Origin of the sequence: Facklamia sp. 7083-14-GEN3, from assembly GCF_024742075.1 — a bacterium.
GTDB lineage: Bacteria > Bacillota > Bacilli > Lactobacillales > Aerococcaceae > Facklamia.
Map to the genome: position 1 here is coordinate 891159 of NZ_JANSGD010000001.1, position 24395 is coordinate 915553.

23 protein-coding genes, 1 tRNA gene and 1 pseudogene are annotated in these 24395 nt (G+C 34.5%); 6 read left to right on the forward strand and 19 right to left on the reverse strand.

What is annotated here, in order from left to right; all coding sequences use genetic code 11:
- Positions 1 to 19: 19 nt before the first annotated feature.
- The 5 genes from NW240_RS04150 (at position 20) to NW240_RS04170 (ending at position 4260) form a co-directional block, all read left to right on the forward strand.
- Positions 20 to 937 carry a pseudouridine-5'-phosphate glycosidase gene (locus NW240_RS04150; RefSeq protein WP_258436275.1) on the forward strand — a complete coding sequence of 306 codons (918 nt, stop codon included), beginning with the start codon at positions 20 to 22 and terminating at the stop codon, positions 935 to 937.
- A gap of 142 nt (positions 938 to 1079) precedes the next feature.
- Positions 1080 to 2213 carry a BMP family protein gene (locus tag NW240_RS04155; protein WP_258436204.1) on the forward strand — a complete coding sequence of 378 codons (1134 nt, stop codon included), beginning with the start codon at positions 1080 to 1082 and terminating at the stop codon, positions 2211 to 2213.
- A 163-nt stretch (positions 2214 to 2376) separates the two neighbouring features.
- Positions 2377 to 2970, forward strand: coding sequence for a sigma-70 family RNA polymerase sigma factor (locus NW240_RS04160; protein WP_258436205.1), 594 nt, complete (start codon positions 2377 to 2379; stop codon positions 2968 to 2970).
- Positions 2954 to 4051, forward strand: a complete 1098-nt coding sequence (locus tag NW240_RS04165; RefSeq protein ID WP_258436206.1) for a hypothetical protein — start codon at positions 2954 to 2956, stop codon at positions 4049 to 4051. Before NW240_RS04160 ends, NW240_RS04165 begins: the two co-directional genes overlap by 17 nt.
- Positions 4052 to 4187: 136 nt before the next feature.
- A tRNA-Ala gene (locus NW240_RS04170) sits at positions 4188 to 4260 on the forward strand.
- Between the two features lie 728 nt (positions 4261 to 4988).
- Here the strand turns inward: NW240_RS04170 and NW240_RS04175 are convergent.
- From NW240_RS04175 to NW240_RS04250, 16 genes are all read right to left on the reverse strand, one after another.
- Positions 4989 to 5504 (reverse strand): hypothetical protein, encoded by a 516-nt coding sequence (locus tag NW240_RS04175; RefSeq protein ID WP_258436207.1) that lies wholly within the window; start codon positions 5502 to 5504, stop codon positions 4989 to 4991.
- Between the two features lie 709 nt (positions 5505 to 6213).
- Complete coding sequence (locus tag NW240_RS04180; RefSeq protein WP_258436208.1) at positions 6214 to 7365, reverse strand: TIGR04086 family membrane protein; 1152 nt, start codon at positions 7363 to 7365, stop codon at positions 6214 to 6216.
- Positions 7366 to 7617: 252 nt separating this feature from the next.
- Entirely contained in the window at positions 7618 to 8112 is a 495-nt protein-coding gene (locus tag NW240_RS04185; RefSeq protein ID WP_258436209.1) for a YtxH domain-containing protein, read from the reverse strand.
- Between the two features lie 158 nt (positions 8113 to 8270).
- Positions 8271 to 8378, reverse strand: coding sequence for an LPXTG cell wall anchor domain-containing protein (locus NW240_RS04190; RefSeq protein ID WP_258436210.1), 108 nt, complete (start codon positions 8376 to 8378; stop codon positions 8271 to 8273).
- Between the two features lie 86 nt (positions 8379 to 8464).
- Positions 8465 to 9400, reverse strand: a complete 936-nt coding sequence (locus NW240_RS04195) for an ATP-binding cassette domain-containing protein (protein WP_258436212.1) — start codon at positions 9398 to 9400, stop codon at positions 8465 to 8467.
- Complete coding sequence (locus NW240_RS04200) at positions 9387 to 10475, reverse strand: ABC transporter ATP-binding protein (protein ID WP_258436213.1); 1089 nt, start codon at positions 10473 to 10475, stop codon at positions 9387 to 9389. The genes NW240_RS04195 and NW240_RS04200 overlap by 14 nt, the downstream gene beginning before the upstream one ends.
- Positions 10476 to 10487: 12 nt before the next feature.
- A complete protein-coding gene (oppC, locus tag NW240_RS04205) occupies positions 10488 to 11423 on the reverse strand; it encodes an oligopeptide ABC transporter permease OppC (RefSeq protein ID WP_258436214.1) in 936 nt (311 codons plus the stop codon).
- A complete protein-coding gene (locus tag NW240_RS04210) occupies positions 11423 to 12919 on the reverse strand; it encodes an ABC transporter permease (RefSeq protein WP_258436215.1) in 1497 nt (498 codons plus the stop codon). Before NW240_RS04210 ends, oppC begins: the two co-directional genes overlap by 1 nt.
- Before the next feature lie 71 nt (positions 12920 to 12990).
- Positions 12991 to 15099, reverse strand: a complete 2109-nt coding sequence (locus tag NW240_RS04215; RefSeq protein WP_258436216.1) for a peptide ABC transporter substrate-binding protein — start codon at positions 15097 to 15099, stop codon at positions 12991 to 12993.
- Between the two features lie 476 nt (positions 15100 to 15575).
- Positions 15576 to 17525, reverse strand: coding sequence for a fructose-specific PTS transporter subunit EIIC (locus NW240_RS04220; protein ID WP_258436217.1), 1950 nt, complete (start codon positions 17523 to 17525; stop codon positions 15576 to 15578).
- 11 nt (positions 17526 to 17536) lie between these two features.
- The gene (gene pfkB, locus NW240_RS04225; protein WP_258436218.1) at positions 17537 to 18454 is read right to left on the reverse strand and encodes a 1-phosphofructokinase; all 918 of its coding nucleotides are present in this window, start codon (positions 18452 to 18454) and stop codon (positions 17537 to 17539) included.
- Between the two features lie 401 nt (positions 18455 to 18855).
- Positions 18856 to 19176, reverse strand: a complete 321-nt coding sequence (locus NW240_RS04230) for a branched-chain amino acid transporter permease (protein WP_258436219.1) — start codon at positions 19174 to 19176, stop codon at positions 18856 to 18858.
- Positions 19169 to 19867, reverse strand: a complete 699-nt coding sequence (locus tag NW240_RS04235) for an AzlC family ABC transporter permease (RefSeq protein WP_258436220.1) — start codon at positions 19865 to 19867, stop codon at positions 19169 to 19171. Before NW240_RS04235 ends, NW240_RS04230 begins: the two co-directional genes overlap by 8 nt.
- Positions 19868 to 19884: 17 nt before the next feature.
- The gene (locus NW240_RS04240) at positions 19885 to 20355 is read right to left on the reverse strand and encodes an HAD family hydrolase (RefSeq protein ID WP_258436221.1); all 471 of its coding nucleotides are present in this window, start codon (positions 20353 to 20355) and stop codon (positions 19885 to 19887) included.
- A gap of 259 nt (positions 20356 to 20614) precedes the next feature.
- Positions 20615 to 20917, reverse strand: a complete 303-nt coding sequence (locus NW240_RS04245) for a hypothetical protein (protein ID WP_258436222.1) — start codon at positions 20915 to 20917, stop codon at positions 20615 to 20617.
- Positions 20918 to 21034: 117 nt separating this feature from the next.
- Positions 21035 to 21415 carry a hypothetical protein gene (locus tag NW240_RS04250; RefSeq protein WP_258436223.1) on the reverse strand — a complete coding sequence of 127 codons (381 nt, stop codon included), beginning with the start codon at positions 21413 to 21415 and terminating at the stop codon, positions 21035 to 21037.
- A 321-nt stretch (positions 21416 to 21736) separates the two neighbouring features.
- Here NW240_RS04250 and NW240_RS04255 point away from each other — a divergent pair, with 321 nt between their 5' ends.
- The gene (locus NW240_RS04255; protein WP_258436225.1) at positions 21737 to 22345 is read left to right on the forward strand and encodes a PHP domain-containing protein; all 609 of its coding nucleotides are present in this window, start codon (positions 21737 to 21739) and stop codon (positions 22343 to 22345) included.
- A gap of 34 nt (positions 22346 to 22379) precedes the next feature.
- Here the strand turns inward: NW240_RS04255 and NW240_RS04260 are convergent.
- The 3 genes and pseudogenes from NW240_RS04260 to NW240_RS04270 form a co-directional block, all read right to left on the reverse strand.
- A pseudogene (locus NW240_RS04260) lies at positions 22380 to 22912 on the reverse strand (GNAT family N-acetyltransferase).
- A gap of 27 nt (positions 22913 to 22939) precedes the next feature.
- On the reverse strand, positions 22940 to 23851 hold the full coding sequence (locus NW240_RS04265) for an AEC family transporter (protein WP_258436227.1): 912 nt from the start codon (positions 23849 to 23851) through the stop codon (positions 22940 to 22942).
- 101 nt (positions 23852 to 23952) lie between these two features.
- On the reverse strand, positions 23953 to 24324 hold the full coding sequence (locus tag NW240_RS04270) for a thioesterase family protein (RefSeq protein ID WP_258436228.1): 372 nt from the start codon (positions 24322 to 24324) through the stop codon (positions 23953 to 23955).
- Positions 24325 to 24395 lie beyond the last annotated feature (71 nt).

Here is a 24395-nt window from a genome sequence, read left to right on the forward strand (position 1 = left end):
TAAAGAAACTAGTAACGCTATGAGTCATCCCCTACTATCTATCTCTCAAGAAGTTCAAGCAGCAATTATTCAACAAAAACCGATTGTGGCTTTAGAATCTACGATCATTTCTCACGGAATGCCCTATCCACAAAACGTTAAAATGGCACAACAAACTGAACAAATTATTCGTGATCACGGAGCCGTACCAGCAACCATTGCCATTATGAATGGCCAATTTAAAATTGGTCTAGAAGAAGAAGACTTGGAAATCTTAGCTACAGCAAAAAATGTAGCTAAAGTATCCAGAAGAGACTTAGCCGAAGTAATTGCCAATAAACAATTAGGTGCAACGACAGTAGCTACAACCATGATTGGTGCGCACCTAGCTGGTATTAAAGTATTTGTAACAGGCGGTATTGGTGGGGTTCACCGTGGATACACTGACCACATGGATGTATCTGCTGACCTTGAAGAATTAGCACAAACCCCTGTCACAGTAGTATGTGCTGGCGCTAAAGCTATTTTGGACTTACCAAGAACCTTGGAATACTTAGAAACTAAAGGTGTTCCCGTTACTGGTTATCAGACTGATTATCTTCCAGCCTTTTATTCTTCCACCTCACCTTACCGTTTAACGAGTCGCGCTGATTCTGCAGAAGAAATTGCTCAAAGGATGATGGCTGCCGACCAATTAGATTTAAAAGCCGGCTTATTGATTGCAAACCCTATTCCTAAGGAACATGAAATCCCTAATGATGAAATCAATGCTATTATTGATCAAGCTCTAGCTGAAGAAAAAGAAGCTGGCGTCCATGGTAAGGAATCTACCCCTTTCTTATTAGCAAAAATTGTTGAATTGACTGAAGGTCGCTCATTAGAAACTAATATTCAATTGGTTTATAATAATGCTAAATTAGGTGCAGAAATTGCGGTTCAGTATCAAATGAAAAACTAATTAAACATATAAGCCTCTAATTCGGATTATTTCCGAATTGGAGGCTTATATATATTATAATAAATTATTAACTAATAAAGGAAACGCTTGCTTTATCGACCTTATAAAGGTATATTATAGTTAAAACAAATGGAGGTATTCTATGAAAAAATTATTTACATTATCGGCAGCTGCTTTAGCACTTGGTGCAGCTACTTTACCCGCAGCATCAGTTGCAGCTCAAGGCCAAATTTCACCAGTTATTATCACAGACGTTGGTGGAGTGGACGACAAATCTTTCAACCAATCAGCTTGGGAAGGTTTACAAGCTTATGGTGAAGAAAATGAATTAGAAGAAGGTCCTGGTGGATTCTTCTATCTTGAATCTAAATCAGATTCAGATTATGTAACAAACATCAATACGGCTATCCAAGGTGGATCAAACCTTATCTTTGGTATTGGTTATAAATTACAACCCGCTATTGATGAAGCAGCAGGACAAAATCCAGACGCTAACTTTGTTATTGTAGACTCTGTGGTTGAACAAGATAACGTAGCTTCTATTACCTTTAAAGATAATGAAGCAGCTTTCTTAGCAGGTGTTGCAGCAGCTATGACTACTAAGACAGACCACATCGGTTTCATCGGTGGAGTTGAGTCTGAAGTAATTGACCGTTTCGAAGCTGGATTCGTAGCAGGTGCTAAAACAGTTAACCCTGATATCGAAATCTCAATCGAATACGCTGGTCACTTTGCAGATGCTCCTAAAGGAAAGCAATTAGCAGCTTCAATCTACTCTAGTGGCGCTGACATCATTTATCACGCTGCGGGTGGAACTGGTCAAGGAGTCTTCTCAGAAGCTAAAGACCGTGTATCAAATGATCCTTCTCAAGAATTATATGTCATTGGTGTAGACTTAGACCAAGACGCTGAAGGTTTAATTGAAATTGATGGTGAAGAACGTCACTTAACTTTAACTTCTACTTTAAAACAAGTTGGTGAATCAGTGAAAGCATTTACTGAAAAAACACAAGCTGATGGTTTTGAAGGTGGAGTTCAAACATTAGGTTTAGCTGACGGTGGTGTAGACCTTACAACTGAATTCTTAACTGACGAAGTTAAGAAAGCCGTTGAAGATTATAAACAACAAATCATTGATGGAGATATCGTTGTTCCTGAAAAACCAGGTGAAGAAATGACTTCTAATGAAGATGCTGACGCTGAAAAAGCTGAAGACGAAACAGAAGAAGAAACTGCTGAAGAAGCTGAAGAAACTGAAGAAACTGAAGCAGAATAATAATTAAAAGTTAATTATAAAAAGAGCAAGCTTGATTTATCTTAAGCTTGCTCTTTTTTATTTGAATCTAGCCAACATTTTCTCTTTTAGGAATATTATGACAAAAGTTTCTTATAATATTAAATTATTCTAAAATGAAAGTAAAAATTTATTTTATTAATAAATGTCAGAAAATGATTTCTTTTGGTGTATTAAGGATAAGAAAGGAGGAAATACTTTGGACTTAGATAATAAAATTATAAAACTAATTAGAAAGAGAAACGAAAAAGGCATTCGCTATCTGATTGAGAAATATGGCGGTCTTTTATATGCTGTTATTCGAAAACACTCACAAGGTTATTCTGCTTATCATGAGGAATGTTTTAATGATGTTCTTCTAGCCGTTTGGAAAAATATTGAACAGTTTGATCCCAAAAGATCAACCTTTAAGAACTGGATAATGGCAATTGCTCGCTATCGCGCTTTGAATTTAGTAAGGAAAAATCAGCAAGACTACTCTAACTTAACAATAAATGAAGAGATTATCTCAGAACAAGAAGATACTATCGACGGATTTATTCTAAGAGAAGATGTGAATCAAATGATACAAGCACTTTCTCCTCAAGATCAAAAAATATTTATTAAATTATTTTTCCAAGGTTTAACGACAGATGAAGTCGCTCAAGACTTAGATACAAATAAAAATACTATTTACCAACATTTGTCACGTGCTAGAAAAAAATTAAGAAAGGAATTTAATTATGACAAATATTTATGATTTATTAAATGATACCGAAGTCGAGATGAATGATTATCAAGAATTAGAGTTGGATGTGCAAACCAAAAAAAATCTTTGGCATAACTTTCGTAAATTGGATCCTTCCAATCATAAACCAGTAGCGTTCAACTCTACTCTTGCTATTATTACTGCTTCTTTTTTACTAATGATCAGTCCACTTGGAGGATCTATCCATGCCTTAACTATTAAATTAGTGGATGAGATCAGTTTTTCAATGGGCCAGTCCCTAGGTCTATCCTACCAAGGGAAGACATTTTCCATCAATCAAACAGCTAAAATAGGCGACTACACAGTCAAAGTCATTGATCTTATCCTAGATCAAAAATCAATGACGATCAATTATTTACTTGAAGGTGACGATTTAACTGTTGAAAACCCTCCAATAGAAATTAATCAACAATTACTAATCAATGGCGAAGAAGCAAGTATCTCTTCATATAGTGGTGGTACAGGAAAGGTGCAAGGTCATGTTCTCAATAATGTTACTACTTATACTTTTGATAAACCAATTAAATTAGAAAAGCAAAATGAGATTGTATTTCAACTGACTGGTTGGTTTGATCCTTGGAATAAAAAAGTTATTAGTCAGGAAAGCGCACGATTTACTTTCCAAGGAGATCCTGAAGCCTTATCTGGAGACTCCCTTTACCTCGAGAAAGATCAAATCATAGAAACTGATAGGGGCGAATTACGGCTAACGCAAATCCGACTCCATCCCTATGCCACAAATTTTGTTTTTAAAGAAGAAATTAATGATTCCAACCCTCGAGGATTTTATGAGTTAGAACTTGAAGATAAAAAAGGTCGTAAAATTACTTTTTATGAATCTGTTACCGTGTCTAGTCCGGATAATAAAACAGTTGAAAGTACTTTTGACTTCAAAAATTATGAGGCTGAATTCACTCAGGAAGATTTATTAAAGATGGACGAAGTTAAAGCCAGATTATTATTTACAGAAATGGGCGACACAATTAAAGATAAAAATAGTTTATCCATTTACGATGGAAATAAAAAACCAACAGAAATTGTCAGCGATACTTTCACAATTAAATTAAAATAAGATTTAAAGTCAAAAGAAGAGAAGGTACTCTACCTTCTCTTCTTTTGTAATTTTTAGTTAAATATATTGATTAAAAGTAAGTAACATATTGACTTAAATGTTAGAATTGGATAGAATACATTTATATCTTTGTATGGGGGGCGTAGCTCAGTTGGGAGAGCGCTACAATGGCATTGTAGAGGTCGTCGGTTCGAGACCGATCGTCTCCATTTCATATATCAGATAATTATAACCACCACTAGAAACCTTGATATTAAGGCGTTTCTAAGGGTGGTTATTTTGTTTGATATCGAATTTTCTGAATCAGAACGTGTGACTTTTCGTGAGACTTTTTAAATCTCACTAAAACTAAAAATCCCCCTACTCTTTTAAGAGTAAGAGGGTTATTAGTATTTATTCCACCATATCGACGCGAATAAGGTCATCAATTAGAATATATAAGTAATCACCTTGAGCCTTGACTGCTATCTTGTCAAAATCAAAGATATCAATCACTCCATCAATGAAAGACGTTTTCTTTTTAGAATCGAGGTAAGTAAACCTTATCTCTAGCTTTTGAACGTAAGCCTAATTGAGCAGCATAAGCTTTTACTGCGGGCTTTGACGCTTGTAAACGTCCTCTCCCGTGTTGTATTCTTTCTTGAGCGTCGCTGTGTGCTCAGATAAGAAGAAGCCCATTCACTTGGCCATCTTCCGGTCTTGATACTCCCGTGCTGCTTTTGATTTTAAATAAGAACGATCTACGCCCATATAATCACTTCCTTAAGAACAATTATACGGACATACGTTCTTTCTGGTGAAGTAGGTTATTAGTGTAAGTTATCACTACTTTGCAGATTAACCGTAGCTGTACTTTCATCAAATGGCATAAAATAATGTTCTTTTTGATTTATCAAACAGTCATCATTTAGCTATGGTCGGCAGGCGGTGACTGTTTTTATTCTTCAATTGAAATAATGTCATTATTTTTCTGGCTATATGCCAATAGGTAAATGGTATCAACTTCAGTAATGTAATCAGTAACAACTGCATCTGAATTATTGTCTAAGTCTTGTACTAATTCTTTAGTCTTTTCTCGGAGGTCACGTATTTTATCTTGATCCTCTTCTGTTCCTTGACCACTTTTAATGCGATCGTTTGCTTCTGCGATAGAAAAATCCGTCAACGTAATTCTATACTCTGTGTGAGGTTCAGCAATATCATTAGTTGAGACTCCTTCGTTTATTTCAAAACGAATATCATCTCCAAAGAGTTCTTTTGCTTTAGATTCCATATCCTTCAACTCAATGGTTGTAGTTACTTCAAATGGTTCTTCAGTAGTTTCATCATTATCGGCAAGATTTTTTGAATTCCCACAAGCCGACAATACAAAAACCATCGATAATAATAAGATTGATTTTTCATAATAGACCTCCATTGATAGATTTATACTTACTTGAAATTTTGCATCCAATTAAAATACATAGCGACAAGATTTTCTTTTAATAATAGTATAGTATAAATATAAGAAATATAAAAAAATAACCACCACTATTAAGCGATGGTCATTCTCCTACTTTCAAACACCTCACCTACATTTTAATCTGAAAACATTTATTCTAGTTTGGTTTATCTGGCATATAAATATCCAAGCCACTATCATCAAAGCTAGGGTCTACTTTCCTATCTTCCTTGTAAACTAAGTCAATATAATAACCACAATCTTTGTAGTTTCTATTTAATAGGTATTTATAAATCCTTTACACTTGAGACAAGCGAAGATGTCGTCCAGTGCATAATAGGTATTTAGCTTGTAACACTTGCTACAGCACAACGGGCAAATAAACCAGTATCTAAAGCACCCATAGTTTCTTGGTGTCTTAATTTATAATCACCGATTATAATCAACATATTCGCGCTTTTAAGTCAATAGAATATTCTGCAATATAAATGTCGCTTTTATGCTTAGTCGTAATTGTTTTACTTTTATTTATATATTGATTCAATAAGTTAATTGGTATTAAAAATGAACCTACTCTTCACTTGTTCATCTTTTAATTATCCAAATAATTAAAAAATTTAAGATTTTAAACTTACATATTGTTAAATAAATGAATAAAAGAGTCTACTGTAATTTCAGTAGACTCTTTATATATTTATTGAATTTGAATTTACCAGTTAGATTATTTAATTACAACTTTATCTTGCTCTAATTCTCTTTCTGCACCCATTTTACCAGCATAGGCAGAAATTACTAAACCTAAAACTGCTCCAATGAAAGCGTAGATTGAATATTTAGAAGCTTCATTCATGACATCGTTAGTAGTTTCGACACCTTCATCGATAGCTTCTTTTGCATCATTCTCAAGACGATTGATTTCTGTTTCAGCATTAGCTAATAAATCTTTAGCTTGTGCTTGAGCTTCTTCATATGATTCCATGATGTTAGTAGTTGCTTCTTCAGCTTCTTCATCATTTAAATCAGTATTTTCATCAATTGCATTTGATAAAGCATCTTCATCTAAACCTTCATCAATTGCAGCCATACGATCTTCGATATTGGCGTAAACTTCATTCATCGCTTCATCGACAGGCTTACCATCAACTACGACACTCTTAGCTGCATTTTGAATATCAGTTACAGTATCATCTAATTGATTTTGTAAATAATCTGGTTGTAATTGCTCAATTTCAGTATCTTCCAATACATCTTGTACTTCTTGGTCTAAGTTGGATGTATCGAGCTGTAGATTTTCTGCTACAGCATTAAATGCCTCTTCGGTTAAATTACCTGCAGTTTCTGAAACATTTCCTACTGCATCTCCAACAGTACTAGTTGTTGCACCAAACATAGCTCCAATTGTATTGAAAGTTCCCGTCACTGCTGATGAAGCCAATACTACAGCTACTATTAAACCTGTAGCCCATGTTAAGAAACCATGAACCATACCCGCACGGTGTGCTGTATAACCAGCGATAAATCCACCACCAGCTAAACTTAATACCAATGAAACGATTGTCCATATAATTAAGCCCATTCCAACACCATCTAAAGGATCAGCAGCGGTTAAATCTGTAACTCCAAGTCCGATAGCTGCCCCAATTAAAGAGAACAACATGCTTAAAGCAACGAAAGTAACTAAACCAGCTAAAACGGCACGCCATGATAAGTTTTCTCCTATACGATGATGGCGTCCATGAAGATGTCCTAATCGATGATCATGATGTGAAGTATGAGCGTGGTTGTCATAATCCTTAGTAGAATCCTTTACTACAACTTTACCTTGTCCCCCAACAGTAGACTCAACATTCTGCTTATCTAGTTCATTATTCATATAAATCCCTCTTTCTTAAAGTTTTAACACACAAGGTGTTTTAAAGCACTATTTATCTTTATAGTAGTGATAGTTACTATATAATAATTGCATTGACAAATAGCTCTTATAAAACTCTCCTTATCCTAAGCATACTAGCTTATGTGTAAAAATTCAAATATAAAGCTTCATAAAGGCCCATTTAATCATATTCTCATAAAAAAATAAGAAAAGGGTTAGCTTTAAAAGCTAACCCTTTTAATTTATATAGGTTTATTCAGCAGTAACTTCTTTAGATAACTCAATGGCGGTATCTGTAGTATCTTCTATATCGTGTTTCAAATTAGTGAAACTTTCAAGGATTTCTTCAAATGATTGCCCAATTTCTGCTTTTAATTCGTTAGCTGAATGAGCTAAAACTTCTTTAAAATCAGAATCATCATTCTGATTAGCAAGAGAATGCTGAGTTTCTTCAATTGAACTAAATAATTGATCTTTCAAGTTTGTAAGAGAAGATCTTAGCTCCTCCGCTGTTTCTGAAAAAGATACCTTAGCATCTTCACTTGCTAAAGCAGCAACATCAGATAACTCTTGTCCTTTTTTAAGAGCAAGCTCCTTATAAGCAGCCAATTGGTCGCGCGCTTCCACACTCGATTCTGATAATTTCTTTCGATATTCCTCTGTTTTTTCAGGGTATAGATAATTAACTACCGCATAGGCTCCTGCAAGGCCTGCAACCATACCGATAACTGTTTTTAATTTGGCCATATTTTTTCCACTCCTTAAATCTTTTTTAAGAAGAATTCATTTAAAGACCTTCTTAATAGTTAAATATTAACAGATAAAGCCTTTTCACTCAAGAAAAGTGCTTAATAAAAGACACCTCAACCAATACAAGGTGTCTAGGGTGTATGTAAGTCAGGGTATTATTTTTTCTTTTTGCCATCATATATCATTGCAAGACCACCAATTAAGGCAACCACTGCAATTACAATTAAAAACCATGTAGCCATTTCTCCTGTTTGTGGTAACATTTTTCTACCTCTTTCCTAAATAATACATTAATTTTACATCAAATAAATTTAAAAGAAAAGCCAAGACACATGTCTCGGCTAAATGATTAATGATACATTTTTTTATACTCAGCTAATTCAGCTTCATTACAATAAACATAGTGTTCTGGTAATACTTCGCGAATTTTTGGTAAATCTGATGAATAATCATGCATATCAGGATCATAAACTTTAAGCTTAACTTTACGCGCTAATTCTGGATCAGGAATTGGAACAGCGGATAATAGTGCTTGAGTATATGGATGAATTGGATTGCGGAATAATTCTTCAGTTTCAGCAACTTCCAAGATACGTCCATTACGAATTACAGCAATACGATCTGAAATATATCTTACTACAGATAAATCGTGAGCGATAAAGATGTAAGTTAAACCTTTTTCGCGCTGGAATTTACGCAATAAGTTAAGAACTTGATCCCGAACAGATACATCAAGTGATGAAATAGGCTCATCAGCAATAACTAATTCTGGCTCCATAATCAAAGCACGAGCAATCCCAATACGTTGACGTTGTCCGCCTGAGAACTCATGAGGATAACGGTACATATGCTCAGATAATAGCCCAACTTCTTTAAGCATATTCTCAACTTTTTGTAATCGATCTTCTTCATCTTTAAATAAATTAAAGTTATAAAGTCCTTCTGAGATAATATACTCAACTGTTGCACGATCATTTAAAGAGGCAGATGGATCTTGGAAAACCATTTGAATACTTTCAATAAGTTCTTTACGTTCTTTTTCTGATAACTTAGTATTAATGCGTTTACCCTTAAAAAGAATTTCTCCTCCAGAAGTCTTATTTATCCCGTTAATAGCTCGACCAATAGTCGTTTTTCCAGAACCAGATTCACCTACTAGGGAAAGAGTCTCACCTTTGAATACATGAAAGGTTGCATCTTTTACAGCAACAAACTTGTCTTTACCTTCTCCAAAAGTAATCTCAAGATCGTTTACTTCAACTAATTTTTCTCTATTTTTCTCCATTTGCTAACTCCTCTCTAAGAGCTGCATCTGCTCCGTGTACTTTCTTCAATTTCTCATGAAGATTGTGAATAACAGATGGTTTTTCAGCTTCCGGTGCTCGAGGATCTAATAACCATGTTTTTGCATAGTGAGTATCCGAAACTTTAAACATAGGTGGTTCAGCTTCATAATCAATTTTCATTGCATAAGGACTACGTGGAGCAAAGGCATCACCTTCAATCTTAGTGTAAAGAGAAGGTGGTGTTCCTGCAATTGAGAATAGATCTTCTTCCGGATTAGATAATTGTGGTAATGATGATAAAAGTGCCCATGTATATGGATGTCTTGGATCATAGAAAATATCTTCTACAGTTCCAGTTTCAATTACTTGACCGGCATACATAACTGCAACACGATCTGCAATTTGCGCTACTACACCCAAATCATGAGTAATAAAGATCGTTGTAAAATCATACTCTTTTTGCAAATCTTTTAACAATCTTAGTATTTGAGCTTGAATCGTTACATCTAAAGCAGTTGTTGGTTCGTCACAAATTAAAACTTTCGGACGACAAGCTAAGGCAATAGCGATAACAATACGTTGACGCATTCCGCCTGAATATTCAAACGGATAATCATCAAAACGTTTTGCAGAATCTCGAATACCAACTCTTTCCATTAAATCAATTGCTATTTCTTTTGCTTCTTTTTGCGAAACATTGCGATGTTTTGTAATTACTTCGGTTATTTGAGTACCTATTGTTAATACTGGGTTTAACGAAGTCATTGGGTCTTGGAAAATTGTCGCCATTTCTTTACCACGGTATTTTAACCATTGTTTGTCTGAAGTAAAGTTTTGTAATTCATCGCCTTTATATATAACTTGACCCTCAGGAATACTACCATTTTTTTCAAGCATTCCTGTAAAAGTTTTAGTCAAAACAGATTTTCCAGATCCAGATTCTCCTACTAAAGCAAGAACCTCTCCTTCATAAAGATCTAAGTCGATACCACGAATAGCAGTCAATTCAGAGTCACGAACCTGAAATTTAACAACCAGATCTTTTATTTCTAATATCTTTTTCTTTTCTGTCATTTCAATTGCCTCCTATATGTGATTCTTAGGGTCAGTTGCATCAGCTAATGCTTGACCCACAATGTAAAGAGAAACTGAAATCAAAGCAAGAACAGATACAGGAATCCAGAATAAATAAGGTTTTGAAGCGATGTTAGTGGAATACTTCTGAATTAATCCACCTAAAGAAACAATATCAGCTGATAATCCAACCCCAATAAAGGATAAGAACGTTTCTGTCGCAATAAATCCTGGTAAAACCCTAGAAACATCAGTAGTTATAATTGATGTTAAATACGGCAAAATGTTTTTAAAAATCATTCGTCTTGCTGGTGTCCCAAGCGTTTTTGACGCTAAATTATACTCCCGATCACGCATAATCATTACTTGTACACGAATAAAGTAAGCCGTAAAAATCCAAGAAGTTAAAGTCATTGCAAATAGTAAATTCCAAAAGCCATTTCCTAAAGAATAAGCTAAGACCATAATAATTAATAGTGGTGGAATATTAGCAAAAATATTATAAACTTCTAGCATAAAAACGTCTATTTTTTGTGACATTCCCCAGAACGCACCAACTATTACTCCAACCGTTATAGTGACTAAAGTCGCTAAAACTGTTATCGAGATTGATGTTTTTGCACCAGACCAAGTAGCATCAAATAGTGATTGTCCATTAGCATCAGTACCGAACCAATGCTCTGCATTCGGTTCAATGTAACGAGCTGATAAATCATTAATATTAGCAGTATCCATTGGATCATAACCAGAAAAAATAGGTTGAATAAATGACATTAAGATGATTGCTAACATTAGAATCAAGAAAAAGATAGCTACTTTATTCTTACCAAAAGTTCTCCAAACTGATTGCCAATAAGAGTACTTTGGTGAATCAATTTTTTCAGCTTCTTTTTCATTTGTTTCTACGAAATGAAAAGAAGCATCATTAATATTTGGTTGTACTTCCATTATTTATCCTCCTTCACTTCTAGGCGGATACGTGGATCCACAAGAGTCATCGCGATATCACCTAACATGATTGAGATAACCCCTAAAACTGAGAATATAAAGATTAAGCCCACGGTAATTGGATTATTATGTGAAAGAATTGCATCTGGCAACATTTTACCCATTCCAGGAATAGCAAATACTTGTTCAGTGATTGTCGCTCCAGCAATTGAGAAAATAATTGCTCCAGGAACACCATTCACAATTGGGATAATTGCATTTCTAAATATATGTTTGCGGGATATTTCCGATTGAGTTAAACCTTTTGCCTTAGCAAATTTAACGTAATCAGATGACTGCTGGTCTACCATATAGCGTCGAATCCACATTACTGAACCAGATAGGGCTAGTAAAGCTAAAACAATAACTGGCATTATGTAGGATTTAATATTTCCTGGTCCAAAAATCGGGAATATATCTGGTAATCCGAAGAATTTATTACCAACATAACGACCAAAGAAAATGAAAGCAACTGAAGGAACAGAAATCAATAATGTGATAATTGCCGTTCCTAACTTATCTACCCACTGACCTTTGTATCTTGCCATAGCCATTGCCATTGGAATAGCAATGATATACATTAAAGTAATTGATGCGATACCATTTCTAAAGGAAATCATCATCATAGATGGATCTTCATTATTTGAATCTGCACCAGCATAATTAGATCCTTCAAACATACGCTTTTCTGTTAAAGAAAGCTCATTAGTTGGTTTATAATAACGTGTATATGGATTAATTGCTGATTTAAACTTTTTACCATCTGGCATTGTAATTTCTTCTGTTACTGAACGACCTTGTTTGTTTGTAATAACATCAACAACAGGTTTTCCAGCAAACGTTGGATAAGAAACACCTAAATTGATTTTAAGGATATTCTGGTGTATAAAAGGGAATTTATTATTGAAATAAATTTGATAATAGTATTTTGTACCTGAAGCGGTTAATGCCCAACCAGCTGTTGCGTCGTTAGTAATTTTATATCCACGTTCTAGATCAGGATTTTCTGGATCCTTAATACGCCAAGGGTGATCAACCTCAATCAGATTTGTATAAAAATTCAAGACCCTTGCACCGATTGAAACTTCATCGGTAGCAAAATAGCCTCCGCTTATCGGAAGTTGACCTACTTCCCAATTTCGGTTTTGTTCTTGCCATTTGTCAATAATTGCTTGATTCTCAGGACTTTCTTGATTTGTAAATTCTGGAAAGTCTTTTTGAACTTCCTCTTGAAAGTCACGTTGATTTAAATAATTTATGTAACCCATTCGGTCAAAAGCGCTATTTTGATATTCTAAAAGTTGATCAGGTTGTGATTTTAATTTAGCAATTGCAGGGTCATCTTTGAAGATTGAATTTCTCGGCACCAGTGAAAAAATGGCTAAATACACTAAAGTAGTAACCATAAAAATCGAAAAAAGTGACCGAAGAATTCGTTTGAATAAGTATTTTTTCATTTGAATCCTCCTATAATAAATGAAAAAGGCCAATTTCTCAGCCTTTTTCATCTAAGATTACATTTTTTTGACTATTCAGCCGCTTCTTCAGTTTCTTCAGCTGAATCTTCTTGAGTTTCATCAGCTGATTCTTCTTCAGTTTCTTCAGCTGATTCTTCCATCATTTCTTCTTCAGAAGCAGACTCATCAGTATCACTTCCACTAATTTCACTTGAGATACTTGATCCGTCTAATTTGTTAGCTGACCAATTATCATAAGCTGCTTGCCATTGTTCAAACGAAACAGGTTCAGATTGAACTTTTACGAATTTGAATCTACGTTGACCAGTACCAGCAAATGAGTAAGGACCAGAGAAAGGAACAACATTTGTAACACGTAGATTTGATCCTAAAGTGTTAAATGGAATTGCGATTGCAGCATCAGTCAACCAAGCTTGTGCCTTAGCATAAGCGTCATAACGAGCATTTAAGTCATCATTAATAGCGTCAGCTGCGTTTACTAATTCAGCATATTCATATAAACCTGAAGCTTCGCGCGCTTCTGCATATGGATCTTCTTGGCCTTCTTTAAGAATTGGGTCGAAACCAATTGGAACTAAGAAAGTACCATTAGTAGGTAAATAAATATCTAAGAAAGTAGATGGGTCTAAATAGTCAGGAATCCAACCAGATTCATTGGTGAAGTCATAGTCAACTTCAGCTGCTACAGTAGCATTAAATGTAGCATTCAAGTATGTATCTTGATTTAGAAGTACTGGATTAACTACAACATTTTCAGAACCTAAAACATCTTCTAGAGAAGCTTTTAAAGATTTAGCTGTATTAACAGCCTGAGGAACTGTTTCTAAAACTGGAATATCTAATTGAATTGGGTAATCTACACCCTCTAATTCAGATTTTGCTTGTTCCAATAATTTCTGAGCTTTTTCTGGATTGAAGAATGCATCTTGTCCATCTTCTAAGTTAATTCCCTCATAAAGTTCTGGGTTCATTTCTTCGAGATGGCGTGCTACTGCTTCTCCAAATGACTCATCATCTAACATAACAAATTCTGGAGCAACTAATAAGTTACGGATATCAGTGTCCGCAAATTCTTCACCAAATTTTTGAGTCATGTAAGTATGCTTATCAAAAGCAAACATAATAGCTTGACGGAAAGCTTTATTTAAAACTGCTTGATGTGTGTCTTCGTGTTGTTTATCAGTAGTTTTACCAGTTGCTTCATGCTTCAAGCGATTTAAGTTAAACTGTAATAAGAATGCAGATCCAGTACGTTGTTGTTGTGTGATATAACCATCAAATTCTTCTTTAACATCGTCATAGATTGGTAAAGTAGGATTTACTAAGAAGTAAGAAACAGCTCCATCTTTGTATAAACGATAGAATACTTCCGGGTCAGAACCATCATTGTATGTATATTGAACTGTATCTAAGAATACATTATCAGCGTCCCAATAGTTTTCGTTCTTAGTATATTCAATTTCTGATTTAGCAGTTAAGTTAGAAAGTAAGAAAGCTCCATTGTATAAAATTGAATCTGGAGTTAATGAACCGAAATCATCTCCAACAGAATCTAAAAACTCCTGATTGATTGGATATAAGATACCATAAGTTGTTTTTGAGTTAAAATATGGTTCTGGCTCTTCAAGAGTATATTCTAGGGTATAATCATCAATGGCCTTAACCCCAACCTCTTCAAAATCAGTAATTTTACCATTTACATAGTCGTTAAGACCCTTAATAGATGATTGTACAATAGGTAACATTTCTGATTGAACATCAACCGCATGTTTCAATCCAGTTACAAAGTCATGCGCTGTTGTTTCAGCCACTTCGTTACCATTGTTATCATACCACATGATACCTGGACGGATTTTATATGTGTAAACTAATCCATCTTCAGAAACTTCATGAGATTCTGCAACTGATGGAATGTAGTTACCGAATTGATCGTTTTCATACAATCCATCGATAAAGTTAACTGTGTGACTAGTGTTGGAGTCACGCATAGAGAATGTATAGTCCAGTGAAGTAGGGTCTCCTAAATAAGTAGCCTTATATTCTGGAACTAAGTCTCCAACAATTTCATCTTGTGCTGAAGCCATTAAAGGTGATACAGCGGAACCTAAAGTCAAAGCAGTAACAAAAGAAACAACTACTTTTCTTAATGATTTCTTCATTAATTTTCCTCCTTATAATTGAACAGAGCAACTAACAATAATGTTTTTTCTAGATACTTCCCTCACTTTCAACAACTGTAATTGCTTACATTTTACCAAGTGGTGAAAACGCTGTCAAGGCAATCAACTTTTTAGTTTAAGATTCGCAGCGATTGTAAGTCAGTTTACTTTGTTTTTGTATGAATCAGAAAGAGTATAAGGTTAATTCTTTCTAATCATTCTTAAGAGAGCTTAGAAATTGTTATCGTTTTCTTACTCCTTTCCCTAATATTAAACAATCTTCAAAACAATTTCTATATCAATTTGATTAGAATTTGATTTGAAAAGCGAGTGTTTTTCTAACTTTCGGGGGCATGATTAGCTATAGTTAGCGTTTTAATAGTCTTTAATAACAATATATTCTCACAAATCAATAGAATGATACCTATAATAATATAATCTATAAAAATTAAGTTGCTACTATACTTTTTTTGTTATTATATCTTCTTTAATTGACGTGTATAGTTAAGAAGAAAAGCTGATACCATACTGCCTGTTAACCAAGAAATAATGTATAGGATTGGGTTACTTACTCCACCTGCTGCTATCGCAAAAACACCTCCGTGAGGAACTAAGCTAACACAGTCAAAGGCCATTGAAAGTGCACCTGCTAGACCTGCACCTAAGGCTAGACAAGGAATGACGCGTAAAGGGTCAGCCGCTGCAAAAGGTATTGCTCCCTCGGTAATAAAGCTTGCGCCCATGGCATAATTCACATAGGCTGAAGATCTTTCTTGTTTTGACCACACTTTTGGTTTAATGGTGGCGGCTAAGGCAATAGCCATAGGCGGAACCATTCCACCAACCATTACTGCTGCCATCACATCTGAACCTGCTCCTTGAGCTTGGGTAACTAGAGCTGTTCCTGTAACATAAGCAGCCTTGTTAATGGGACCTCCCATATCAATAGACATCATAGCTGCTACTACAAACCCTAATACAATACTCCATTCTCTTGGAATTGATTCAATCGCATTCATTAATCCCGTCATCACTGCACCCATCGGACCATTCACTACAAATAGCATTAGGAGACCTATTATTAGAATTCCCAGAACTGGGAATATGAAGATTGACTTCATACCCTCAAGGGATTTAGGCATCCAATTGAAGGCGATTTGCAGTCCTCTTATAATAGCGCCTGCTAAAAATCCTGCTATTAGTGCTCCAAGAAAGCCTGAAGGTACTAGATTTTCAAATGTACCTTGCGGTGCATAAGCAGCTAAGACACCAGGATTAGCAAAGATTCCTCCCATTAATCCCACAATCAACCCTGGACGGTCCGCAATTGATTGTCCGATGAATCCAGATAATATCGGTAACATCATGGCAAAAGACATTCCACCGATTGTTTTTAAAATTTGAGCGAATACGTTATAGTCTGAACTAGTTGGATCAGCAGAGTTTATACCCCAGAAGAAAGAAAGTGCAATCAAAATACCTCCGGCCACAACGAATGGAAGCATATGAGAAACACCATTCATTAAATGTTTATAGAATTGACGACCGACAGATTCTTTCTCCCCAGAATCTTCTATCTCATTCATCTTTTCTCCCTTAGCGTGAAAGATAGGTGCATCGAGACGAAGGGCCCTATTTATTAACTCGTCGGCCTTATTAATTCCATCTGAAACTTTAGTAATAATAACTGGCTTGCCATCAAATCGATTCATTTCAACCTGTTTATCTGCTGCTACGATAATTGCATCGGCCTTTTTAATATCCGCTTGATTAAGTTTGTTACCGATACCGGCTTGGCCATTTGTTTCCACTTTAATAGTGACCCCTGCTTTTTTAGCCGCTTCTTTTAACTTTTCTTCAGCCATAAAGGTATGTGCTATCCCTGTGGGACAAGCGGTAACTGCTAAAATATAAGAATCTGATAATTCCGAATTTGTATCTTTTTCATTTTTAGCTTGAGCTGTTTCTTTTAAATCTGATCCTTCAGAAAATAAATCAACCACTTCTTGGGCATTCTTAACCGACATCAGTTGATCAATCATCCCCTCTTCCATCAATTTTTTTGACAAGGAAGCAATTGCCTTGAGATGCTCATTTGAAGAGTTTTCTGGCATCAAAATCATAAAAATTAGATGAACATCTTTTTCATCCAGAGACTTCCAATCAATGCCTTTATGAGAACGCGCAAAAACAATAATGGGTGTTTTTACCGTTGATGACTGAGCATGAGGCATGGCCACTCCGTTACCAACTCCAGTGGTAGAAAGTTGCTCTCTTGCTTGCAGTGATTGAAATAATTCTTTTGAGTCCGTAACTCCCCCGACTTGATCGAGATTATTAACAAGACTCTTTAAAGCCTCTGATTTGTTGCGAACAATTAGATCAAGATCCATCACTTCAATATTTAATAATTCCGACAGCTGCATAACTTTTCCTCCTAAAGTTCATGTATTTTAATTTTATCCATTAAAGAATCAATTAACTTCCGTTCAGCTATACCTAATGAAAAAGCTGTTGCCGCACCAGCAGCTGTTCCCAACTTTAAGGCATCTTTAAACGACTTTGAAGATTGATACTCGGCCATAAAGCCTGCTAACATTGAATCGCCTGCTCCCACGGAATTAACCAATTGTCCTGGAGCTGACTTGGATCGATAAATTTTTCTATCGCTAGTTAATAAGATCGCTCCGTCAGCCCCTAGGGATACTAGGACATTTTGCGCACCTTGTTGCTGTAAACGTTTGGCATATTTTATGACATCCTTGTCTGTGATGATAACTGTATTAAAAATATCAGCCAATTCTTGTTGATTGGGTTTAATTAAAAATGGTCGATAGCTTAAGCATGATGTTACTAATTCACGGTTCGAATCTAATATAAAATTCACCTCGTTTTTTTGGCACAGTTCAGCTATCTTCTCGTAATCTTTTGAATCCATTCCTTGAGCCAAATTCCCTGATAAAAAAACGGTGTCATCTTTCTTTAACTTTTGTTTTAGTTGATCGAAAAAATTTTCATATTGAACTCTTTGTATTTTTGGACCGCTAGCATTGAGTTCTGTTTCTTTTTTACTTTTTAGTTTTACATTTATCCGTGTTTGACCTTCCACTTCAATGAAATCATGTTGAATCGATTGTTTTTCTAGTAAATCTTTTAAATAATTTCCAGTGAAACCACCAATAAATCCCAGTGCACAAGATGGTATTTCAAACTCTGATAACAAAAGTGAAACATTTAAACCTTTGCCTCCGATTAGGAAAGTTTCAGACTCTATACGATTCAACTCTCCTTCCTCGAAATCATTTGTCTTCACAAAATAATCGAGAGCCGGATTAAAGGTGATAGTAAAATTCATAGACTCCTCCTGAAAATTGATAAATAAAGTAATAATTATAACATAACTTTAAGCAAGCGTTTTCTATTAATGCTTTTATTATAGAAAATATTTACTGTTGTTTCAATATATTAAATAGCCACAATCCGGATTTAACCAAATTCTTTCTAACAGAAATAAATAGTAATTTTACATGGCCTATTATTTAAATTTTAAACATTATTGCTCATTAATAGATAAATCCGCTTCTAAATCCAACTTATAAAATCAAACAGACCGATTTATTTAGTTTCTATAGGTAGCCGATTATTCTAATGACTAACCATCAAAATCTTATTTCCTAAAGTTTATTAATTTCAACTGTAAAAATAAAGTTTAAAGTCAGAAACATTTGTCTCTGACTTTTTATGAACTATATAAATTTAACTTAAAACTGTTTGAACCAGTATCATATACAAAGCAGTTCCACCCAAAATGGACAAGACAGCAGAATGGCGCCATTTATGCAAGATAAAAACCAATAAACAAGATATTATAGCAGCCACAGCTCTTTGAGAAGAATAGGAAATGTCTTTAAATGAATAAATTAATAAGATTGTCATAATGGCATAAGGAAAAACTTGCCCTAAATAAATAATCCAAATGGGAGTTTTTCTTTTGAAAATAATAAACGGAGTAGCTCGGATAGTGATCGTTACTATGACCATAACGATAATCAAAAAGATAGAATGTAAGTTAGACATAATCTGGATTTCCTCCTTTAAGTCTATTTTCTACCAATAGAAAAGCGATGACAACAAACATTGAGGGAAGCATAAAATTGTCCGGCCCAAATATTATGAAAAATATAACCCCAACAGACATCCCTAAAAGGGCAGGCTTGTGATTATTGGTTGCTTCCCACTGATTGAGAACGACGACAAAAAATAATGCAGTTAAAGCAAAATCAATGCCCTCCGTTGAAAAAGGTAACAGATTCCCTACTAAACTACCCGCTACACTACCAACGGTCCAATACATATGATTGAGTACTGTGACATAAAGGGAATACTTTTCACGTTCAATTCCTTCGGGCAAATTGTCTATTGAAACCAAAGAAAAAGTTTCGTCGGTAAGGCCATGAACTAGATAGAGTTTACGCCATCCTTTTATCTTTTTGTATCTTTCTAACTGACTAATACCATAAAATAACAAGCGAAAATTGACCATAAAGGTCAAAATCACTGTCGCAAATATTCCAGTTGATGAAGAAAGAATAACTGGTGCTAAGAACTGGATCGACCCTGAGTAGACAAAAAAGCTCAAGCATAATGCCCAAATCCAATTAAAGCCTTTAGACTGCATCATAATACCAAAACCTAAGGCTAGCATTAGATAGACGATACCAATTGGTAATGTCTTTTCAAAGGCATATCTCCAATGTTTTTTATCCATTTTCTAACTCCTTTAACTTAATGACGTAAAGTAGCTTTAATACGCTCAGACTTAAGTAAAATGTTAAGCGCTGAATGAATATTGGGTGCAATAATATCGGCTTTACGAATACAGGCAGTGGATAGCCCTTCATTTCCTATAACTGCTATGGATAAAGCAGCTATACTCATCATTTCTCCATCGTTATAACCATTCCCTATGCAAGCACAGCTTTTACAGTCTAATTCTTCAAGCAATAATTTCTTGGAGATAGCTGCTTTACTTGAAGGAAAGGTAGCCGGTTCTACTTGAAGTTTTTGACACTGTTGTTTAACAGTTCCATAGGTATCCGCAGTGGCGATAAAAATTTTAACGTTTTCTGAAAGAGTCGATAGAAGCTCTTGTACTCCTTCAATCAATATTCCATCTTCAGCGATCGTTCCATTAAAATCAATAACTACATTTGATATTTCAATAGTTCTATTGCCTGGAATCTCATATTTTATCATCTCTATCTCCTTAAAATAATTTGAATGACCATTGTATATGCAAGCGTTTTCTTAAAAGGGTCTTAAAAATGAAATTACGCATTTAAAATCAAAACGGTTTCACTTAGTATACTACTATTAATTTAAATATCCGTTAAGTTTGAATGAAAAGTCCCTAAGAAAGTTCTCATATACTATCGTTAAACGAATTAAACTACCTCTACTATTTATGATAGAGGTAGTTTAGTTTTCGATAACCGTTTAAAAAGTTTATATTTTTTCAGTATGAATATGTTCGTGTTAAGGCATATTCGACAATTAAATAAAAAATGAATAAGGCTATTACAACCATACTTCCTTTTTTAAGCACAATTTTCACTTCCGGATCCGTTCTAAAATAACGTGCTCGACTTACTATATCTTTCTCTACACTATTTAATTTATTTTCTGGTAATTGTTCCATATAATCTAATTTTGAATCAATATCATCTTCTCCTTTATAACCATGTACTTTAGACAGCACAGAAATGGTTGAATAATCGTTTTCTTTATAAATAATGTAAGAATCATATATAGGTTTCATTAGTAAGTACGCAAGTGTACTAATTATTATTAAGAAAAATAAAGCTCTAAACTTAAATTTTGAAAAATACTTCATTTTTTTCCCTCTTTATATCAATTTTTTAGTTTCAATTAGCTATTAGAATAAAAAGCCCGATTTACCTACTATGTACTCAAGAAGTAAATAAGGAATTATTAACACTGAGATCAGTATCCCACCTCGTTTTAAAATAATTTTTTCTTTAGAAACCTCATGAAAATAATGAGCTAAATCAATTTTATCTTCTTGGTCATATGTGAAATTTCTTGTCGGTTGCTTGTCAATAAATTCAAGTATAGGATCTGATTCCTCTTCCCCTTCATAACCATAAGCCCTAGCGATTAATGTGACAGTTTCTAAATTTTTTTGTCTATATTCTTCCATCTGCCGTAAGTGTCGATCCACATTTTGATATGCAAACAAGAAAATTAAGATTGAGATTAAAGCTATTCTTATTTTTGTGTTTTTTAACAATTTCATAAAAACGCCTCCAAATTTATTTGATACTATCCTACCAAATTTGTAAGCGCTTTTCAATCAAAATTATTCCTTCTCAATTTTTAATAAAATAATTTTTTCATTGAAATGTTCTGTCGCTATTTATTATTTTTTCTAATAAATTCAAAGCCCATCTTTCTAAACTATTGACACACATGCTTTGTTTAAGGCTATAAATAAATTTATTAGAATGATTTCCAATTTGAACAGCGATGTAAGCTTACGTAAAATAGGTATGTTGACTAATTTTTAATTTTATAAATTTATAAGAGAGGATTATCCAATATGTTAATCGACCTACATATGCACGAAAAGACATTTTCACCTGATAGCTTTATGAAAATTGAACAGATTGTCGAAAGAGCGAAACTAATCGGACTTGATGCCGTTTGTATTACAGATCATGATTCAATTGGTTTCATGACTTTGGTTGAAGAGGCTCAACAACGTCTCAATTTTCCCATTTTTGTAGGAGTGGAATATCTAACTACTGAAGGCGACGTCTTAGCCTATGGAATTGACGAATTACCTGAACCCGGATTATCAGCTCAGGAATTCATTGACTACGTGAATGAAAGAGGAGGAGCTTGTACAGCCGCTCACCCCTATCGTAATAATAACCGAGGCCTTGGAGACCATATTTATAAAGTTAAAGGCCTTCATGCAGTGGAAGTGTTAAACGGTAATTCAACTCTAGAAGAAAATCAACATGCCTTTATTACAGCTAAAGAACACGGTCTACAATGTGTTGGCGGAAGTGATTCTCATAATTTTGGCCAAGTTGGCGTTTATGCGACATATTTCCCTAACAAGGTTTCAACTATCCATGAACTCGCTCAAGAACTAAAAAAAGGAAACTGTCAACCAGTGATGGTTAAGGGACATCAAATTATCGAAAAAGTAACTGCATAAGCATAAAAAGAGCTACCTAAATCGGTAGCTCTTTTTATGACCATTCTTGTCTTAAAACACCATACATCAAACTATCATAATAGATGTCTTGCCAATACCTGACTTTACGAATGCGACCCTCTTGCTGCATCCCTAACTTTTCTGCCAGTCGCATCATTCCTAGATTACCTGACCAAGTGGTCAGACCGATATGCTCTAACTTGGAATAATCCTCAAATGTTTTGTTAATCCATCTTTTAAGGGCTAAGTAGCCTATCCCTTTATTCAGTAGTTGTCATCGTAAATAACAATTCCTACTTCCAACCATAAAGTTTTCTCATCTATCCAATATCGACATACCATGCCAATCGGTTTGTTTTCGATAAAAATCCCTTGAACTTTCTGTCCATTACGCAAAAATTGACCCTCTTTACTTGAGAGAAAATTCTCAAAGTTTGAAAAACTTTGATATTCTTCAAAATAAGGACCATTATATTTCGACCATTCCGGATTTTCTCGAGTAAAGCCAATTTGCCAAATAGTATGCAGATCTTTTTCAGTTAGTTTTTTAATTTGTATGGCTGGCATGAAAACTTATCCTTCTCTGTCTTCAAATTAAACGAAAGCTAGAAAGGCTGGACTTAAAAAGAGAGATAAAATGATTGAAACAAAAGTTAGTTTAGAAGCTAGAGCGACATCGAGATCATATTTAGCTGCCAAAATAGGCGTCGTTGCCCCAGCGGGCATGGTCGCCATCACCACACACATACCTGTTACTTGCTCATCTACTTGCAGAAGTTTTAAGCTCAGTAAAACGATTAAGGGTATAAGTAACATTCTAACACCTACAAAGCGCATAACTGCTTTTTCAAAAAGAGCTTCCATTTTAACTGAACCAATAATTGAACCGATAGTAATCATGGATAAAGGAGTAACTGTGCGACTCAAACCATCAAAACTATTCATTATGAAGCTTGGAATAGGTGCATTACTTAGACCCATTATCAGTCCAAACACAACCGCTAATATCATTGGATTTTTTATAAAAGAAAGAAGCGTATCTTTAAAATTTTTTTCTTGTTTTACTAATAAAGAAATACCAATTGTATAGGTAAAAATGCGGTGAGGTATTAAATAAACTGCGGCTAAAATAGCGCCTAATTCACCAAATAAGGATGTAACGATTGGTAATCCAGCAAAGCCTGCACTATTGCAAAGAGTCGCATAATGTAAAATTTTTGCCTGTTTTTCTGGCAAATCCCGAAAAAAGAAGCCACCGAAAAGGGTTATAGTAGTATAAATAACGGTAGCAATGATTAATGTTTGAAAGCTAAGCTCAATTATATCCCAAGTTATATTAAAGAATGACTTAAAAATAAGTGCGGGAACAAGAATCTCAACAATCAACTTAATTAATCCTTGACGATTTTGAGCGGTAATCAGCCCTTTTTTATAAGCTATAACACCTACTAGCACATAAATAATTAAAACTAATTGGATGTTCAGCATCTCGAAAAAAGTTGACATTAACTATCCTCCATCTACCTTGTTTAATTATTATCTTACTAATCTTAACATAGTTGATTTACAAACAAAATAGTCTTAAGGTTTGCTTGTTTAAATTATGTTTACTTCAGTTTTGACATAAAACGTTCGATATTCACCACCGCTCTTTGATGGTTTGCTTGACCAATTAGTTGGTCGTCTTGATAGGCTTCGATTACTAAACTTAAAATTTTATTGTCCTGTTTTATGTCAATAATTTTAACCTCAATTTGACTGCTTATCGCACTCGCTTTTAAATGTTTCACTTCAAGAGAAATCCCCACTGTGGTTTCTGAATTTGTATCTTCAATATTTTCCTGACAGAGCTCATAAGCTGCATTCTCCATAAAAGCAATCATCGAAGGTGTCGATAAGACTTCTAGCGCACCTGAACCAATTTTAGCAGCTGAATGTTCTTTTTTTACAGAATATTTTTTAGAAAATTTTGCTTTCATTTTATTCCTCCTAAATTATTATCGGTAAAATTATAGCATACAGATAGGACTTTTTTTATAAAAGAAAAAAT